The 19,762-nt window shown below is 75.3% G+C and carries 3 protein-coding genes (1 of these 3 running past the window's edge); 1 reads left to right on the top strand and 2 read right to left on the bottom strand.

Annotated features, from left to right (window positions below; all coding sequences use genetic code 11):
- Positions 1-67 precede the first annotated feature (67 nt).
- Positions 68-757 carry an alpha/beta hydrolase gene (locus E4198_RS18150; protein ID WP_136184094.1) on the top strand — a complete coding sequence of 230 codons (690 nt, stop codon included), beginning with the start codon at positions 68-70 and terminating at the stop codon, positions 755-757.
- Between the two features lie 187 nt (positions 758-944).
- Here E4198_RS18150 and E4198_RS18145 read toward each other — a convergent pair whose 3' ends face one another.
- Both E4198_RS18145 and E4198_RS18140 read right to left on the bottom strand, forming a co-directional pair.
- Positions 945-12,341, bottom strand: coding sequence for a type I polyketide synthase (locus E4198_RS18145; protein WP_136185464.1), 11,397 nt, complete (start codon positions 12,339-12,341; stop codon positions 945-947).
- A 5-nt stretch (positions 12,342-12,346) separates the two neighbouring features.
- Positions 12,347-19,762: the 3' portion of a type I polyketide synthase gene (locus E4198_RS18140; RefSeq protein WP_247597729.1), read on the bottom strand. 1,878 nt of this gene lie beyond the right edge of the window; the window shows 7,416 of its 9,294 coding nt (coding positions 1,879-9,294); its start codon lies beyond the right edge, outside the window; its stop codon occupies positions 12,347-12,349.

The following is a 19,762-nucleotide window of genomic DNA, read 5'->3' as shown; positions in this document are numbered from 1 at the left end:
GCGTGATCGCGTGAGCGCGGCTCGACGCCGTGCCTGCTCGGAACGCTCGCGAGAAAGAGATCCGCCCATGAGAATCCTGCTCATCGCCGGCCTGTGGCTCGACGGCTCCGCGTGGAAGGAGGTGGCGCCGGAGCTGGAGGCGCGGGGCCACCGCCCGGTGCCGCTGACTCTGCCCGGCCAGGGGGGCGGCGCGGCGTCCGCGACGCTGGAGGACCAGGTGGCGGCGGTGCTCGCCGCCGTGGACGCGGAGGACGATCGTCCCCTGGTGGTGGGGCACTCGGCCGCCTGCACTCTGGCCTGGCTGGCCGCCGACCGGCGTCCGGAGAAGGTCGCCGGGGTCGCCCTCATCGGCGGCTTCCCGTCCGCCGACGGCGAGCAGTACGCCGCTTTCTTCGACCGTAAGGACGGCGTCATGGCGTTCCCCGGCTGGGGCCCGTTCGAGGGGCCGGACATCGCCGACCTCGACGAGGAGACCCTGCGCCGTGTCGCGCAGGGCGCGATCCCGGTACCGGAGGGGGTCGCCGAGGGCGTGGTGCGGCTGTCCGACCGGCGGCGGTTCGAGGTGCCGGTCACGCTGGTGTGTCCCGAGTTCAGCCCCGCCGAGGCCCGGCAGGTGGTCGACGCCGGTGACGTGACGGAACTCGCCGCGGCGCGGCACGTCGACTACGTCGACATCGACTCCGGTCACTGGCCGATGTTCAGCAAGCCGGCCGACCTCGCCCGGCTCCTCGCCGCCACGGCGGCCGACGCCGGCTGACCCGCCGCCGGCCGGCGTCAGGCCGCCCGGCGCCACCCGGGGACGTGCACGCTGCTCGTGACGGGCAGCCACTCTGCCCACGTGCGGGGCCGGTGTCGCACGGTTCGTCGATACGACCGCCGCGGCCCGCCTTCCCCGGCGGCCGGGGCCCCGTGAGTGACAGGTGCGGTGCGCCGGGCGCGTTCGGTCAGACCTCCCGGGCGCGCAGCCAGTCGTCCACGACGCCGGCGGTCGTCCCGGCCAGGTCCTCCATCATGGTGAAGTGGTTGCCGGGGACGTCCACGATGTCGTCGGCCTCGGTCCAGCCGGTCTGCCAGTCCTCCGGGGAGAGCGTGTCCCCACCGGCCACCGGTTCCCCGGCCCGGACGAGGAGCCGGGGAACCGCGAGCTTCCCGGGCGCCCAGTCGCCGAGCAGGTTGAAGTACCAGGCCATGGCGGACAGCCGCGCGGTGTCCATGCGGGCGAAGCTCTCCTCCCGCGCGAACATCCCGCCGAGCAGCTGGTCCTCGAACTGGCCGAGCGAGTCGTCGCCGGGGACGTAGGTGTCGAGGAGGACGACGCCCGCCGGCGGACGGCCGCTCCGGGCCAGGTGCGCGGCGGTCGAGTAGGCGAGGATGCCGCCGGACGAGGAACCGAGCAGGGCGTACGGCTCGTCGCCGACCTGCTCGCGGACCATCCGGGCGAGGAGTTCCATGAGGGCCTCCTCGGTGGCGGGCAGCGGCTGTCCGCTCGCGAACCCCGGTACGGCGAGCGCGACGACGTCCCGCAGGTCGCGGAACTGGGAGGCGAACCGGGCGTACTGGTGGACGCCGGCGAGCGCCACCTGGGAGCTGATGCAGACCAGCCGCACCGGCGCCGGTCCGCGGGCAAGGCGTACGGCTGTCGGCGACTCGGCGACCTCGTCCGCCGAGGAGAACGTGGGCCGCAGCCGGGCGACGCTCTCCAGCAGGGCGAAGCCCTCCTTGTGACGGCCCTCCTCGGCGGCCCGGCGGAACAGCATGCCGACGGTGTCGTCCGCGTCCCGGCGGGCGGCGGGAGCCGGTTCGGCGCCTTGCGGGCTCTCCGGGCCGGTGGCTGCGGCGAGTTCACCGGACAGGTGGTCGGCGAGGTCGACGGGCGAGGTGTGGTCGAACACCAGGGTGGCAGGGAGCCGCAGCTCGGTGGCGGCGGCGAGCGCGTTGCGCAGCTCGACCGACGTGAGGGAGTCCAGGCCGAGTTCGAGGAAGACCGCGTCCGTTGCGATCGCATCGCCGGACGGGTGACCGAGCACGGCCGCGGTGGCGGCCCGTACGGTCTCCAGCACGGCGGCCCGGCGGGCCTCCGGTTCCATGCCGCGCACCCGCTGGGCCAGGGACGGACCGGCCGGTTCGCCGGACGCGGCGGCGCGGCGCGGCGAGCGGCGCACCAGGCCCCGGAACAGCGGCGCCGGTTCGGGCCCGAACGCCGAGGTGTCCAAGCGTACGGGGACGAGCGCGGCGGCGGGCGTGCGGAGGGTCTGGTCGAGGAGCTGGAGCCCTTCCTTCTCGGTGAGGGCGAGGACGCCGCCGCGCGCCATCCGGCCGCGGTCGGCCTCGTCGAGCCGCCCGGCCATGCCCTGTTCCCAGGCGCCCCAGGCCAGCGACAGGCCGGGCAGTCCGTCGGCGCGGCGCTGTGCGGCGAGCGCGTCGAGGAAGGCGTTGGCCGCGGCGTAGTTGCCCTGCCCGGGAGCGCCGAAGGTGGCGGCGGATGAGGAGAAGAGAAGGAACGCCGACAGCGGCGTGTCGCGGGTCAGTTCGTGCAGGTGGAGCGCCGCGTCGATCTTGGCACGGAAGACGGCGTCGAACCGTTCGGGGGTGAGGGCGGAGACCACGCCGTCGTCGAGCACCCCGGCGAGGTGGACGACGGCGGTGAGCGGGTGGGCGTCCGGGATGCCGTCGAGGGTGGCCGCCAGGGCGTCCCGGTCGGCCGCGTCGCAGGCGGTGAGGGTGACGTGGGCGCCCAGCGCGGTGAGTTCGTCGCGCAGGGCGGCGCCCTGGGCGGAGGCGGCGCCGCTGCGGCTGAGCAGCAGCAGGCGGCGTACGCCGTGGTCGGTGACGAGGTGCCGGGCGACGGGGCCGCCGAGCGACCCGGTGGCGCCGGTGACCAGCACCGTGCCGTCCGGGTCCCAGGTGTGGGCCGGGTCGGCGGGCGCGGGGACGCGGGCGAGGCGTGCGGCGCACACCCGACCGTCGCGCACGGCGAGTTGGGGTTCCCCGGTGTCGAGTGCGGAGGGCAGGGCGAGCACCGAGTCGGGTTGGTCGTCGAGGTCGACGAGCGCGAAGCGGCCGGGGTTCTCCGTCTGGGCACTGCGCAGCAGGCCCCACAGCGGCGCGGCGGCGAGGTCGCCGGGGCGGTCCTGGCCGGTGCCGACCGCGGAGCGCGTGACGAACGCAAGCCGGCTGCCGGCGACGGCGTCGGCGGCGAGCCACGTCTGCGCGGTGCGCAGCGCGTGTGCCGTGACGGTCCGGGCGGAGGCCGGGGTGTCGGCGCCGTCGGAGGAGCCGTCGGAGCCGTCGACGGCGACGAGGACGAGTTCCGGCAGCGTCATGCCGGTGGAGACGGCGCCGGTGAGCGCGTCGAGGTCGGCGAACGATTCGACGGGCACGCCGGCTTCGGTGAGCGGGCCGGTGAGGTCCAGGGTGTCGGAGCCGACGAGTGCGCAGCGGCGGGTCTCCGACTCCGCCCCGCCCGCGGCGACGGGCGTCCAGTCGACGCGGAACAGGGCGTCGGACCAGCTCTCCGGGCGCGGCGCGTCGGACGGTGCCCGCAGGGCGAGGGCGCCCACGTCGGCCACGGCACGGCCGGACGGGTCCGCGGCGGCGATGGCCACCTCCTGCGGGCCGTTCGCGGTGAGTCGCACCCGCAGCGAGGCGGCGCCCGTGGCGTGCAGGGCGACGTCGCCGAAGGAGAACGGCAGGAGGCGCCCTGCGCCCTCGGGCAGGAGGAAGGCGATGCCGTGCAGGGCGGCGTCCAGCAGCGCGGGGTGCAGGCCGTACTGCGGCGCGGCGGCGCGCACCGGTTCGGGCAGCGCCACTTCGGCGTACAGCTCGCCGTCGCGCTGCCAGGCGCCGTGCAGGCCCTGGAACGCGGGGCCGTAGGCCACGCCCTCCTCGGCCGGGTCGTCGTAGAGGCTGTCGACGGGCACCGGCACGGCGTCGGCGGGCGGCCACACGGTGGCGTCGAACGGGTCCGCCTCGGCGGCGGGCCGGTCGGTGAGGGTGCCGGTGGCGTGGGTGGTCCAGGGTGCCTCGGCGGGGGCGCCGACGGTACGGGACAGGATGCGGACGGTGCGGTCGCCGGTCTCGTCCGCGGGTCCGGTGACCACCTGGAGCTGCCGGTCGTGGGTGACGTCGAGGGGGAACGGCGCGGCGAGGACCAGTTCCGCGACCCGGTCGGAGCCGGCGTGGTCCCCGGCGTGGACGGCGAGTTCGAGGAGGGCGGTGCCGGGGAGCACGGCGCTGCCCGCGACCCGGTGGTCGGCCAGCCACGGGTGGGCGGCGGACGGCAGCCGCCCGGTGCACACGGTGCCGCCGTCGGGCAGCGGCAGGCAGGCGCCGAGCAGCGGGTGCGCGGCGCCGGCCAGTCCGGCGGCGCTCAGGTCGGCGGGGCCGGTGCCGGCGTCGGCCCAGAACCGCTGGTGCCGGAAGGCGTACGTGGGCAGCTCGACGCGGCGGGCGCCGCTGCCGGCGAACAGCGTCTCCGCGTCCAGGTGGTCGCCGTGGGGCAGGACGGCGGCCAGTGCGGTGGCGAGGGTCTGCGCCTCGGGGCGGCCGCGGCGGAGCAGGGAGACGACGAACGGCTCGGCCGCCTCGCGGCCGGTGGTGCCGGGCTGCGGGGTTTCGGTGTCGAGGATCTCGCGGACGGCGGGGGCGAGGGCGGTGTCGGGGCCGAGTTCGACGAAGCCGGTGACGCCGCGGTCGCGGATCCGGGTGACGGCGTCGTGGAACCGTACGGCCTCGCGGATCTGCCGCACCCAGTACGCGGGGTCGCCGTACCCGCCCTCGGGGGCGTCGGCGGCGGTGGGTTCGCAGGGGATGCCGGCGGGGTGGTAGGTGACGGACTCGGCGACCTCGCGGAACGCCTCCAGCATCGGCTCCATGCGGGCGGAGTGGAAGGCGTGGCTGACCCGCAGGCGCTTGGCGCGGCGGTCGGCGAAGTGGCCGGCGAGACGTGTGACGGCGTCGTCCTCCCCGGAGAGCACCACGGCGTCCGGGCCGTTGACGGCGGCGAGGCCGACGTCGTCGCCCAGGTGCGGGCGGACCTCGTCCTCGGTGGCGCGGAGCGCCAGCATGGCGCCGCCGGGCGGGAGTTCCTGCATCAGGCGGCCGCGTGCGGCGACGAGGCGGCAGGCATCGTCCAGGGTGAGCACCCCGGCGACGTGGGCGGCGGCGAACTCCCCGACGGAGTGGCCGGCCAGCACGTCGGGGCGCAGGCCCCAGGACTCCAGCAGCCGGTACAGGGCGACCTCGACGGCGAACAGCGCGGGCTGCGCGTAGCCGGTGCGGTCGAGGAGGGCTTCGGCTCCGGGTTCGGGCTCGTCCCAGAGCAGCTCGCGCAGCGGGCGGTCCAGGTGCGGGTCGAGGCGGGCGATCACGTCGTCCAGGGCAGCGGCGAACACCGGTGAGGACGCGTGGAGTTCACGTCCGGCACCCACCCGCTGGGCGCCCTGGCCGGTGAAGAGGAACGCGACCTTGCGGGGGGCCGCTCTGCCGTGGCCGGTGCCGGGTGCGGGGGTTTCGGAGGCGAGGGCGTCCAGGGCGGCGAGCAGTTCGTCGCGGTCGCCGCCGACGGCGACGGCGCGGTGGTCGAAGCGGCTGCGGCCGGTGGCGAGGGAGAACGCGGTGTCGAGCGGGGTGAGTTCGGGGCGGTCCGCTAGGTGGTCGCGGAGTGCGGCGGCCTGGGCGCGTACGGCGTCCGGGGTGCGCCCGGAGAGCAGCAGCGGCACGGTCGGGGCGGGGCCGTCGGGCCGGGCAGGCTCGGGCTGCCGGCCGGCGGCCTCGATGACGACGTGGGCGTTGGTGCCGCTGATGCCGAACGAGGAGATGCCGGCGCGCCGGGGGCGGTCGTCCTCGGTGTCCCAGGGGCGTGCCTCGGTGAGCAGTTCGACGCTGCCGGAGTCCCAGTCGACCTGGGTGCTGGGCTCGTCGACGTGCAGCGTCGGGGGCAGCACGCCGTGCCGCATGGCCTGCACCATCTTGATGACGCCGCCGACGCCGGCGGCCGCCTGGGCGTGGCCGATGTTGGACTTCAGGGAGCCGAGCCACAGCGGCCGGTCCTCGTCCCGGTCCTGGCCGTAGGTGGCGAGCAGCGCCTGCGCCTCGATGGGGTCGCCGAGCACCGTTCCGGTGCCGTGGCCCTCGACCGCGTCGATCTCGCGGGGTGCCAGTCCGGCGCGTTCCAGGGCCTGGCGGATGACCCGCTGCTGCGACGGCCCGTTGGGGGCGGTGAGGCCGTTGGACGCGCCGTCCTGGTTGACGGCGGAGCCGCGCACCGTGGCCAGGACGCGGTGGCCGTTGCGGCGGGCGTCGGAGAGGCGTTCCAGCAGCAGCATGCCGACGCCCTCGGACCAGCCGGTGCCGTCGGCCGCGGAGGCGAACGACTTGCAGCGGCCGTCGGCGGCGAGGCCGCGCTGGGCGCTGAAGTCGATGAACGTGCCGGGGGTGGCCATCACGGTGACGCCGCCGGCCAGCGCGCTGTCGCACTCGCCCTCGCGCAGCGCCTGCGCCGCCATGTGCAGGGCGACCAGGGACGAGGAGCAGGCGGTGTCGATGGTGACGGCCGGGCCCTCGAGTCCGAGGAGGTAGGCGACGCGGCCGGTGACGACGCTGCCCGCCGAACCGGTGCCGAGGAAGCCCTCGGCGCCCTCGGGCACGGTGTGCAGCCGGGACAGGTAGTCGTGGTACATCACGCCGGCGAACACGCCGGTGCGCCCACCCCGGAGGGTCGCCGGGTCGATGCCGGCGGCCTCGACGGCCTCCCAGGAGGTCTCCAGCAGCAGTCGCTGCTGCGGGTCCATGACCAGGGCCTCGCGGGGGGAGATGCCGAAGAACGCGGCGTCGAAGTCGGCGGCGTCGTGCAGGAAGCCGCCCTCGCGGACGTAGGTGGCGCCGCTCGCGCTGGGGTCGGCGGCGAAGAGCCGGTCGAGATCCCAGCCGCGGTCGTCGGGGAACGGGGTGACGCCGTCGGCCCCGGTGCTGACCATCCGCCACAGATCGTCGGGGTCGTGGACGCCTCCCGGGTAGCGGCAGGCCATGCCGACGATGACGATCGGGTCGTCCTCGGCGCGCTGCGCGCGCCGGGTCTGCCGCGCGGCAGGTGCGGTGGCGGCGGCGCCGAGCAGCCGCTCCAGGAGGTGGTCGGCGACGGCGGCCGCGGTGGGGTGGTCGAAGACGAGGGTGGCGGTGAGCCGCAGGCCGGTGGCCGCGTTGAGGTGGTTGCGCAGTTCGACGGCCGTCAGCGAGTCGAAGCCGAGGTCGCGGAACGGCTGGTCGACGGCGACGTCGTCGGCGCCCTCGTGACCGAGGACGAGAGCGGCCTGTGCGCGGACCAGCTCGCGCAGTGCCGGGAGCCGGTCCTCGGCGGGCAGCGCGGTGAGCCGGTCGACGAGGGTGGCGGCCTGGGCGGAGGTGGCTGCGGCAGCCTTGCGGCGGGGGCGCCGGACCAGTCCGCGGAACACGGGCGGCAGGTGCTCGCCGGTCTCCCGCAGCGTGCCGAGGTCGAGCCGTACGGGGAGGACGGCGCCGTGGCCGGTGGCCGCGGCCGCGTCGAACAGGGCGGTGCCGTCGTCGGCGGTCAGCGGGATGACGCCACCGCGCGCCATGCGCCGCAGGTCGGCGTCGTCGAGGCTGCCGGTCATCTCGCTCGCCTGCGCCCACAGGCCCCAGCCCAGGGAGAGTCCGGGCAGGCCGGCCGCCCGGCGGGACGCGGCGAGGGCGTCCAGGAAGGCGTTGGCGGCGGCGTAGTTGCCCTGGCCGGGCGCGCCGAGTGCGGCGGAGACGGAGGAGAACACCACGAACGCCGACAGCGTGCTGTCGAGGGTGAGGTCGTGCAGGTTGAGGACGGCGTCGACCTTGGGGCGCAGCACCCGTGCGACCCGGTCGGCGTCGAGGGAGGTGACGGTGGCGTCGGCGATGACGCCGGCCACGTGCACCACGCCGGTCAGCGGACGGTCGGCGGAGACGTCGGCGAGCACGGCGGCCAGCGCGTCCCGGTCGGCGGCGTCGCAGGCGGCGAGGGTGACGCGGGCGCCGGCGTCGGTGAGTTCGGCGGCGAGCGCACGGGCGCCGGGGGCGTCCGCGCCCCGGCGGCTGAGCAGGAGCAGGTCGCGGACGCCGTGCGCGGCGACCAGGTGGCGGCAGATCACGCCGCCGAGTTCGCCCGTCGCGCCGGTGACCAGCACCGTGCCGTCGCCGTATCCCGTGGAGTTCGCCTGCGTGCCGGGCGCGGGGGTGGCGCGGGCGAGACGGCAGGCGAGCACGCCGCCGTCGCGGAGGGCGAGTTGGGGCTCGTCGGGGGTGGGAGTCTCGGTGACCGGGGCGGAGGTGTCGAGGAGCTGGAAGCGTCCGGGGTGTTCGGACTGCGCGGACCGCACCAGCCCCCACACGGCCGCGCCCGCCAGGTCGGTGACCGCGTCCCCGTCCCGGGCGGCGACGGCACCGTCCGTGACGAGGACGAGGCGGCTGTCCGCGAACCGCTCGTCGGCCAGCCAGCCCTGGAGCAGCTCCAGGGTCTCCAGTACGGCCTCGTGCACGGCCTGCGCGTCGGCGGCGCCGGGTCGTCCGGCCGGTGCGAGGACGACCGCGGGTACCTCCTCGCCGCTGTCCAGCACGGCGCGCAGCGCGGTCAGTCCGGGGTGGCGGGTGCCGGACGGGAGGAGCCGGGCGGTGTCCTCGGTGCCGAGGACGGCCGTGGGGCCCGCGTCCGGGTCGGCGGCGGGGGTGGTCGTCCGCGTCCAGTCGAGGCGGAACAGCGCGTCGGCGGGCGCGGTTCCGGCCGCATCGGGCGCGCCGCCGGTGAGGGCGTCGACGGCCATGGGGCGTAGCGTCAGCGACCGTACGTCGGCCACGGCGCGACCGGACACGTCGGCGACCTGGACGGTGAGGCTCTCCGGGCCGGTGACGCGCAGCCGTGCGCGGAGCGCGGTGGCGCCCTCGGCGTGCAGCGTCACGCCGCTCCAGGAGAACGGCAGCCGGCCCGGCTCGTCCGGGGCGGCGGACGGGTCGCCGCCGCCGGTGTCGAGGGCCATCGCGTGCAGCACCGCGTCCAGGGCGGCGGGGTGCAGGTGGAAGGTGTCGGCGTCGGGCTGCTGACCGGCGCCGGAGGGGCGGGGCATCAGCACCTCGACGAACAGTTCGTCGTCCACGCGCCAGGCGCGTTCGAGGCCGCGGAAGGTGGGCCCGTACTGGAGGCCGAGGCCGGACAGGTGCGCGTAGAGGCCGGACGCGTCCAGCGCCTCGGCGTCGGACGGGGGCCACTCGGCGAGGTCGGCGGGCGGCGTGGCGGTGGCGGGTGCCAGTGCACCGGAGGCGTTCTCCGTCCACTGGCCGACCGGGTCGCCGTCGCGGCGCGAGGACACCTGGAGCGCACGGCAGCCGGTGTCGTCCGGGGGGCCGACGAGCAACTGGAGGTGTACGACGCCGGTCTCGGGGACGACCAGCGGGGTGGTGATGGTCAGTTCGTCGAGCTGCTCGCATCCCACCCGGTCACCCGCACTCAGCGCCAGCTCGACGAAGCCGGTGCCGGGGAAGACGAGTTGTCCGGCCACCTGGTGGTCGGCCAGCCACGGGTGGCTCTGCGCGGAGATTCCGCCGAGCATCAGCACGTCGCTGCGCCCGGCGAGGGTGATCACGGCCTGCAGGAACGGGTGCCCGGCGCGCGTGGAGCCCAGCGGCTGGGAGCCGACGGACAGCCGTGCGGTCGGCCAGTAGCGCTGGTGCTGGAAGGCGTAGGTGGGCAGGTCGACGACCCGTGCCCGGGCGGGGGCGTAGTAGGCCGCCCAGTCGACGGTGCCGCCGTGCGCCCAGAGGCGGGCGAGGGCGGTGAGGACGGTGCGGGGTTCGGGACGGTCGCGGCGGAGGGCCGGGACGGCGAGCGCGCGTTCGCCGCAGGTCTCCTCGATCGCGGCGACCAGTGTGGCGTCGGGGCCGAGTTCGACGAAGCGGGTGACGCCCTCGGCGGCGAGGCGTGTGGCGGCGTCGGCGAAGCGGACGGTGCCGCGCAGCTGGTCCACCCAGTAGTCGGCGGTGAACTCCGTCACCAAGTCGCCGGTGAGTGTGGACACCACCGGCAGGGTCGGCTCCGCGTGGGTGATGCCTGCGGCGGCGCGGCGGAAGTCCTCCAGCATCGGATCCATCAGGACGGAGTGGAAGGCATGGCTGACCTCCAGCCACCGCGACTGCCGCCCCTCCCCCAGCACGGCCGCGACCTGCTCCACGGCCTCCCGTGCACCGGAGACCACGACCTGACCCGGGGCGTTGACCGCGGCGACCGACACGCCCTCCACCAGGTGCGGTTCGACCTCCTCCGGGGTCGCGCGCACCGCCCACATGGCGCCGCCCTCCGGCAGCGCCTGCATCAACGACGCCCGCGCCTTCACCAGCACACACGCATCCGCCAGCGACAACACCCCCGCGACGTGGGCGGCCGCCAGCTCACCCACCGAATGACCCACCAGATAGTCCGGCTTCACACCCCACGACTCCACCAGACGGAACAGCGCCACCTCCACCGCGAACAACGCAGGCTGCGCCCACCCCGTCTGCCGCAGCACACCCTCGCCGTCCTCGAACATCACCTCACGCAGACCCTCGAAATGCGCACACACCTCCCCCAGCGCCTCCGCGAACACCGGAAACACAGCCGCGAGTTCACGCCCCATCCCCGCCCGCTGACCACCCTGCCCCGAGAACACGAAGCCCGTCAGACCGTCGGTCAGCTGTCCGGTGACAACGTCCGCGGAGTGGTCGCCCGCAGCGAGCGCCTCCAGTCCCGACCGGAGGGCGGCCGGGTCCGCGCCGAGCACCACGGCGCGGTGGTCCAGGCCCGAGCGGGCTGTCGCCAGCGACAGGCCCACGTCCGCGGGCGGGTCCGTCTCGACCCCGCCTGCCAGCCGTGCGGCCTGGCCGGCGAGTGCGGCGGGCGTCCTGCCGGAGACGAGCCACGGGAACGCCGGAAGCGCGGTGGCGGGCCCCTCGGCGGGCTCGTCCGCCGGGGTGTCGGGCACGTCCGGGGCCTCTTCGAGGATGACGTGCGCGTTGGTCCCGCTGATGCCGAACGAGGAGACACCCGCACGGCGCGGACGGTCGGACCGTGGCCAGTCGCGGGCCTCGGCGAGGGGTTCGACGGCTCCGGCGGACCAGTCCACATGGGACGAGGGTGTGCCGACGTGCAGCGACTGCGGCAGCTTCCCGTGCCGCATCGCGAGGATGACCTTCATCAGTCCGGCGACGCCCGCCGCGGCCTGCGTGTGCCCGATGTTGGACTTGATCGATCCCAGCCACAGCGGCCGGTCCGCCTCCCGTCCCCGCCCGTACGTGGCGAGCAGCGCCTGCGCCTCGATCGGGTCACCGAGCGAGGTGCCGGTGCCGTGCGCCTCGACGGCGTCCACCTCGGACGCGGCGAGGCCGGCTCCGGCCAGCGCCTCGCGGATGACGCGCTGCTGCGACGGCCCGTTCGGCGCGGTCAGGCCGTTGGAGGCGCCGTCCTGGTTGACGGCGGAGCCCTTGACGACGGCGAGGACCCGGTGGCCGTTCCGGCGCGCATCGGAGAGGCGTTCCAACACCAGCACGCCGGCGCCCTCTCCCCAACTCGTGCCGTCGGCGTCGTCGGAGAACGCCTTGCACCGGCCGTCGGCCGCCAGCCCGCCCTGCCGTTCGAACTCGACGAAGGCGCCCGGCGTCGACATCAGCGTCACGCCACCCGCGAGGGCGAGGGAGCACTCGCCGGACTGGAGGGACTGCGCCGCCAGGTGCAGGGCGACCAGGGACGACGAGCAGGCGGTGTCGACGGTGACCGCGGGCCCTTCCAGCCCGAGGGCGTAGGAGACGCGGCCGGACAGCACGCTGCCCGCCGTGCCCGTACCGCCGTAGCCGTCGGCCTGTTCGCCGGACAGGGCGAGCACGGCGCCGTAGTCCTGGCCGTTGGTGCCCGCGAAGACGCCGACGGGCAGGCCGCGCAGCGACAGCGGACCGATGCCGGAGCGCTCCAGCGACTCCCAGACGACTTCGAGCAGCATGCGCTGCTGCGGGTCCATCGCCAGGGCCTCGCGCGGGGAGATGCCGAACAGGCCGGCGTCGAAGTCCGCGGCGCCGTCGACGAATCCTCCGATGCCCTGTCCGACGTCCCAGCCGCGGTCGGGTGGGAAGGCGCCCATGGCGTCGACGCCGTCGGCGAGCAGCCGCCACAGCGCCTCGGGCGAGTCGACGCCTCCCGGGAAGCGGCACGCCATGCCGACGACGGCCACCGGCTCGCCGCCGGTCGCCTCTGCTTCGCGGAGTCGCTGTTTGGTCTCGTGCAGCTCGAGAGTGACCTTCTTCAGGTACTCGAGCAGCTTGTCCTCGTTGACCATCGGGCTCACCGCGTTCCGATCTCGTTGTCGATCAGGTCGAAGATGTCGTCGGCCGTCGCGGCCTCGATCTTCGCGGAGACGTCGGGCCCGCCGTCAGCGTCCGCGGCTGCGTCCAGGCGTTTCATTAGCTGTTGCAGCCGGGCGGTCACCTTCATCCGGGTTACTTCGGAGGCGGGCAGGGCGAGCAGGGTGGCCTCCAGCCGGTCGAGGTCGCCGTCGGCGTCCCGGCCGCCCCCGGCGGAGTCCGCGCCCAGCTCGCCGAGCAGGAACTCGGCGAGGCCGAGGGCCGTGGGGTAGTCGAAGACGAGGGTCGAGGGCAGTTTCAGGCCGGTCTCGGCGGACAGCGCGTTGCGCAGTTCGACGGCGGTGAGGGAGTCGAAACCCAGATCGCGGAAGGCGACGCCGAGTTCGACGGCTGAGGCATCGGTGAAGCCGAGCACGGCGGCAACCTGACCGCGGACGACGTCGGTGACGATGCCCTTGCGGGCGGTCGGGGCCGCACTCGCGAGGCGTGCGCGCAGTCCGCCCTCGGCGGCGGTAGCGGGCCCGGCCTGGGCGCGGGTGTGCGCGGGCGCGATCTGCTCCCACAGGGCGTTGGGGCGCAGCGCGGTCGCGGCGGGCACGAACGCCGCCCAGTCCACGTCGGCCACGGTGACGCAGCCGGACGCCGACTCCAGCACGCCCACGGCGACGTCCGGGTCGAGCGGGGTCAGACCGCCGCGCGCCACGCGGGCCTGCACGACGTCGGCGGCGGCCATGCCCCCCTCGGCCCAGGGGCCCCAGGCGAGCGAGGCCGCGGTCAGCCCCTGGGCGCGGCGGTGCTCCACGAGGGCGTCCAGCGCCGCGTTGGCGGCCGCATAGGAGCCCTGCCCGGCACCGCCCCACACGCCGGCGGCGGAGGAGAACAGCACGAACGCGTCCAGCTCGCGGCCGTCGGCCGCGCGGTGCAGGTTCCAGGCGGCGCCCGCCTTCCCGGACCACACGCCCGCGAGCCGGTCGGCGGTCAGACCGTCCACCACACCGTCGTCCAGCACGCCCGCGCAGTGCACGACGGCAGAGACGTCGAAACGGCCGAACAGGTCCTTGACCTGGGCGGGGTCGCCGACGTCGCAGCCCACGACGTCTACCCGGCCGAGCGGCGTCAGCTGGTCGCGGAGTTCGCTCGCGCCCGGGGCGTCCATGCCCCGGCGGGAGACCAGCACCACGCCCTCGGCACCACGCTCCAGCACCCACCGGGCGACCCGCGCCCCCAGCGCACCCGTACCGCCCGTGACCAGCACCGTCCCCGACGGCGACCACACCTCCTCCGCTTCACGGGCAGGCGTCAGTCGTCGGCCCAGCACCGCGGTGCCGCGCACCGCGAGCTGGTCCTCGCCGGGAGCGGCACCCGCCAGCACCTCGGCCAGCCGGCCGACCGCCGTCGTGTCCGGCGCCTCGGGAACGTCCACCAGACCGCCCCAGCGGTCGGGCTCCTCCAGCGCCACCACACGACCCAGACCCCAGACACCGGCGCGTTCGGGATGGGCGACCGCGTCACCGGGTCCGGCGAAGACGGCGCCCGACGTCACCGCCCAGAGTCGGGCGTCGCTTCCGGCGTCGGCGAGCGCCTGCACCAGCAGCATGGTGGACGCCGGGCCGCCCTGCTCCGGCTCCTCCTGCCCGAGGAAGGAGACGACGTGCGAGCACTGCCCGGCCTCGCGCAGCCGCTCGGCCAGCGGAGCGCGTTCCAGGTCGGCCGCGGTGAGACGCACCGAGGCGGCCTTCGCGCCGCGTCGCGCCAGTTCCTCGCCCAGCGCGGCGGCCCAGGGGTCGTCCGAGCCGTCGCGTTCGACGATCAGCCAGTCGCCCGAGACGACCGTGCCCGCCGTGAGGCCGACCGGGGACCAGGAGACCTCGTACCGCAGCCGGTCCACGGCCGCGCGTTCCCGCCGTCGCTGCTGCCAGGCGGAGAGCGCCGGGAGGGTGTCCCGCAGCGGCGCTTCCAGATCGATGCCGAACTCGGCGGCGAAGCGTTCCGCGTCGGCGGACTCGACGGCCTCCCAGAAGGTGCCGTCCGCCCCGCCGACGGCAGGGGCTGCCACGGGGAACTGCGGCCAGTAACGCTGACGCTGGAAGGCGTAGGTGGGAAGCGCGGTGGCGTGCGCGCCGGCGGGGGCGAAGTACGCCGCCCAGTCGACGGTGCCGCCGTGCGCCCAGAAGCGGGCCAGAGCGGTCACGGCCGTACGCGGTTCGGGCTTCTCACGGCGCAGCAGGGCCACCGCGACGGCGCCGTCCTCGCAGGTCTCGCCGATCGCACCGACCAGGCTCGCGTCCGGGCCGAGTTCCAGGAACCGGGACACGCCCAGTGCCCGGGCGCGGGCGGTGGCGTCCGCGAAGCGGACGGTGCCGCGCACCTGGTCGGCCCAGTAGTCGGCGGTGAACTCCTCGACCAGGTCGCCGGTGAGAGTGGAGACGATCGGCACATCGGGGCGCCGGAAGGCCGTCCCCGCGGCGGCGCGGCGGAACGCGTCGAGCATGGGGTCCATCAGGACGGAGTGGAAGGCGTGGCTGACCTCCAGCCACCGTCCGTCCAGGTCCGGCAGCGCCCCGGCGACCTGTTCGACGGCCTCGCGGGCGCCGGAGACCACGACCTGGCCGGGCGCGTTGACCGCGGCGACCGAGACGCCCTCCACCAGGTGCGGTTCGACCTCCTCCGGGGTGGCGCGGACGGCCCACATGGCGCCGCCCTCCGGCAGCGCCTGCATCAACGACGCACGGGCCTTCACCAGCGCACACGCATCCGCCAGCGACAACACCCCCGCGACGTGGGCGGCCGCCAGCTCACCCACCGAATGACCCACGAGGTAGTCCGGCTTCACGCCCCAGGACGTGACGAGGCGGAACAGCGCCACCTCGACCGCGAACAGCGCGGGCTGCGCCCACCCCGTCTGCCGCAGCACACCGTCGCCGTCCTCGAACATCACCTCACGCAGACCCTCGAAATGCGCACACACCTCGTCCAGCGCCTCCGCGAACACCGGGAACGCCTCGGAGAGCTCACGCCCCATCCCCGCCCGCTGACCACCCTGCCCCGAGAACACGAAACCGGTGAGACCGTCCACGGGCTGGCCGGACACGAGACCGGCGGCGGGTTCGCCCGCAGCCAGGGCGGCGAGGCCGTGGCGCAGTTCGGCCGCGTCCTCACCCATCACGGCGGCGCGGTGGTCCAGGCCCGAGCGGGCCGTGGCCAGCGTCAGGCCCACGTCCGCTCCCGGCCGTCCTTCGACGGCCGACAGCAACCGTGCGGCCTGGGACGCCACGCCCCCGGCGGTCTTCGCGGAGACCAGCCACGGAAGGACGGGCAGTTCCGCGGCCGGACCGTCGGCCGCGCTCTCCGCCTCGTCCGGTGTCACGGGGGCGCCCTCGATGATCACGTGGGCGTTGGTGCCGCTGACGCCGAAGGACGAGACGCCCGCGAGGCGGGGGCCGTCCGTGCCGGGCCAGTCGCGGGCGTCCGCGAGGAGCCGTACGGCGCCGCTCGACCAGTCCACGTGGGACGACGGTTCGCCGATGTGCAGGGACTTCGGCAGCCGTTCGTGCTGGAGGGCGAGGATCATCTTCATCACGCCCGCGACGCCCGCCGCGGCCTGCGTGTGACCGAGGTTGGACTTGACCGACCCCAGCCACAGCGGACGGTCCGCCTCCCGGTCCTTGCCGTACGTGGCGAGGAGGGCCTGTGCCTCGATCGGGTCGCCCAGGGACGTACCGGTGCCGTGCGCCTCGACGGCGTCCACCTCGGACGCCCGCACGCCCGCCTGGGCGAGCGCCTGCCGGATGACGCGCTGCTGGGACGGCCCGTTGGGGGCGGTCAGACCGTTGGACGCGCCGTCCTGGTTGACCGCCGAGCCGCGCACGGTCGCCAGGACGTGGTGACCGTTGCGGCGGGCGTCGGAGAGGCGTTCCAGCACCAGCACGCCCACGCCCTCGGCCCATCCGGTGCCGTCGGCGTCGTCGGAGAACGCCTTGCACCGGCCGTCGCCCGCGAGGCCGCTCTGGGCGGCGAACTCGGCGAACGCGCCCGGCGTCGACATCACAGTCACGCCGCCCGCCAGTGCCAGTGAGCACTCGCCGGACCGCAGCGCGTGGGCCGCCTGGTGCAGCGCGACCAGGGATGCGGAGCACGCGGTGTCCACGGTGACCGCGGGTCCTTCGAGGCCGAGCACGTAGCTGACGCGGCCGGACAGCACGCTGCCGGAGTTGCCGGTGGCGCCGTAGCCCTCGACGGATTCGGCGGAGGCAGCGAGAAGGGCGCCGTAGTCCTGGCCGTTGGTGCCGACGAACACGCCGACGGGCGTGCCGCGCAGCGACAGCGGGGCGATGCCGGCACGTTCGAGCGAGTCCCAGGCCACCTCCAGCAGCACGCGCTGCTGCGGGTCCATCGCCAGGGCCTCACGCGGGGAGATGCCGAACAGACCGGCGTCGAAGTCGGTGGCTCCGTCGAGGAAGCCGCCGACCGGGACGAAGCCGGAGCCGAGGTGCGGGTCGAGTTCCCAGCCGCGGTCGAGCGGGAAGGGGCCCATGGCGTCGACACCGTCGGCAAGCAGGGTCCACAGGCCGTCCGGGGAGTCCACACCGCCCGGGAAGCGGCAGCCCATGCCCACCACGACCACGGGGTCGTCCCCCGTGACGACGGTGGCGGTGACCGGAGCCTCGGCGGAGTCGGCGATCTCTCCGGACAGTTCACCGAGGAGGTGGCCGGCGAGAGCTTCCACGGTCGGGTAGTCGAAGACGAGGGTGGAGGGCAGCTTCAGGCCACTCGCGGCGGTCAGCGCGTTACGCAGTTCGACGGCGGTGAGCGAGTCGAATCCCAGCTCACGGAAGGCCACGCCGAGTTCGACGGCCGAGGGGTCGGCGAAGCCGAGGACGGCGGCGACCTGGCCGCGCACCAGCTCGGTCACCGTCGACCGGCGGGCGGCGGCGGACGCGCCCGCGAGGCGTTCACGCAGACCGCCCTCGGCCGGGGTGGCGGCGGCCGGCAGTGTGCCGGCGGGGGCGATGTGCTCCCACAGGGAGGAGCGGCGCAGTGCGGTCATGGCCGGGACGAACGTCGTCCAGTCGACGTCCGCGACGGTCACGCAGCCGGAGACGCAGTCCAGCAGCCCGACGGCGATCTCGGGGTCGAGCGGGGTCAGACCGCCACGCTCGGCACGGGCCTGCACCACATCGTCGGCGGCCATGCCGCCCTCCGCCCACGGACCCCACGCCACCGACGCCGCCGGAAGACCCCGGGCCCGGCGGTGGTCGGCCAGCGCGTCCAGCGCCGCGTTCGCGGCCGCGTACGAGCCCTGCCCGGCACCGCCCCACACACCGGCCGCGGACGAGAACAGCACGAACGCGTCCAGCTCCCGGCCCTCGGCCGCACGGTGCAGATTCCAGGCCGCGCCCGCCTTCCCCGCCCACACGCCCGCGAGCCGGTCGGCGGTCAGACCGTCCACCACACCGTCGTCCAGCACGCCCGCGCAGTGCACGACCGCCGACACCTCGAACCGGACGAAGAGGGCGTCGAGTTCGGCGGCGGAACCCGCGTCGCAGGCGACGACGTCCACGCCGCCCAGCGGCGTCAGCTCATCGCGCAGCTCAGCCGCACCGGGGGCGTCCATGCCCCGGCGGGAGACCAGCACCACACCCTCGGCACCACGCTCCAGCACCCACCGGGCGACCCGCGCGCCCAACGCACCCGTACCACCTGTGACCAGCACCGTCCCCGACGGCGCCCACACCGGCTCCGCCTGCCGGGCAGGCGTCAGACGGCGGCCCAGCACCGCGCCGCCGCGCACCGCGAGCTGGTCCTCCTCTCCCGCACCTCCGGCCAGCACTTCCGCCAGACGCCCGACCGCGCCCTTCTCCGGTACGTCGGGAACGTCCACCAGCCCGCCCCAGCGGTCGGGCTCCTCCAGCGCCACCACGCGGCCGAGGCCCCAGACACCGGCCCGTACCGGATGCGTCACCGTCTCCCCGGGACCGCCGGCGACCGCGCCGGAGGTCACCGCCCAGAGGCGGGCGTCGCTTCCGGCGTCCGCGAGCGCCTGCACCAGCACCATGGTGGACGCCGGGCCTCGCTGCTCCGACTCGTCCTGGCCGAGAAACGACACCACGCGTCCGCAGTCCGCGAACGCGCCGAGCCGGTCTGCGAGTTCACCGCGCGACGTGGTGCCGGTGGCCACGTCCAGCCGGCTCACCTGGGCTCCGCGGGCTGCGAGGGCGTCGGCCAGGGCGTCGGCCCACGGCTCTTCCGGCCCCTGCGCCTGCACGATCAGCCAGCCGCCGGAGACGTCCCCGGCCTCCTCGGTGACCACCGACTGCCAGGTGATCTCGTAGCGGAGGCGGTCGACCTCGGCGCGTGCGCGGCGCTGCTTCTGCCACGCGGACAGGGCGGGCAGGGTCTCGCGCAGGGAGGATTCGGCGCCGAGGCCCAGTTCGGCCGCGAACGACTCGGCGTCCGCGTTCTCGAGCGCGTTCCACAGCTCCGCGTCCGCCGTGTCACCGACGGCGCGGGACGTGTGCTGCGCGCCTTCGGGATTCTCCATCCAGTAGCGGTCGCGGGCGAAGGGGTAGGTGGGCAGGTCGACGGTCCGGGCGCCGGACGGTGCGAAGAACGCGTCCCAGTCCACGCGGAGGCCGTGCGTCCAGAGCAGGGAGACGGCGGCGAGGATGGCCTGTGCCTCCGGCTTGTCGCGGTGCAGGGCGGCCACGGCGAGGACGTCGTCCTCGCAGGTCTCGCCGATCGCACCGACCAGGCTCGCGTCCGGGCCCACTTCGATGCAGCGGGTGACCCCGTCGGCGCGGAGGCGTGCCATGGCGTCGGCGAAGCGGACGGTGCCGCGCAGCTGGTCCACCCAGTAGTCGGCGGTGAACTCCCGTATCCGCTCCCCGGTCAGGGTGGAGACGAGCGGTGTCTTCGCCGGGTGGAAGGTGACGCCTGCGGCGGCGCGGCGGAAGTCCTCCAGCATCGGGTCCATCAGGACGGAGTGGAAGGCATGGCTGACCTCCAGCCACCGCGACTGCCGCCCCTCCCCCAGCACGGCCGCGACCTGCTCCACGGCCTCCCGTGCACCGGAGACCACGACCTGACCCGGGGCGTTGACCGCGGCGACCGACACGCCCTCCACCAGGTGCGGTTCGACCTCCTCCGGGGTCGCGCGCACCGCCCACATAGCGCCGCCCTCCGGCAGCGCCTGCATCAACGACGCCCGCGCCTTCACCAGCACACACGCATCCGCCAGCGACAACACCCCCGCCACATGGGCGGCCGCCAGCTCACCCACCGAATGACCCACCAGATAGTCCGGCTTCACCCCCCACGACTCCACCAGACGGAACAGCGCCACCTCCACCGCGAACAACGCAGGCTGCGCCCACCCCGTCTGCCGCAGCACACCCTC

Source organism: Streptomyces sp. RKND-216, from assembly GCF_004795255.1.
Lineage (GTDB): Bacteria > Actinomycetota > Actinomycetes > Streptomycetales > Streptomycetaceae > Streptomyces > Streptomyces hazeniae.
This window is presented reverse-complemented; position numbering and strand designations above follow the sequence as displayed.

Coding starts and splice junctions, on each gene's coding strand:
- E4198_RS18150 (WP_136184094.1), top strand. CDS start 68: ATGAGAATCCTGCTCATCGCCGGCCTGTGGCTCGACGGCTCCGCGTGG.
- E4198_RS18145 (WP_136185464.1), bottom strand. CDS start 12,341: ATGGTCAACGAGGACAAGCTGCTCGAGTACCTGAAGAAGGTCACTCTC.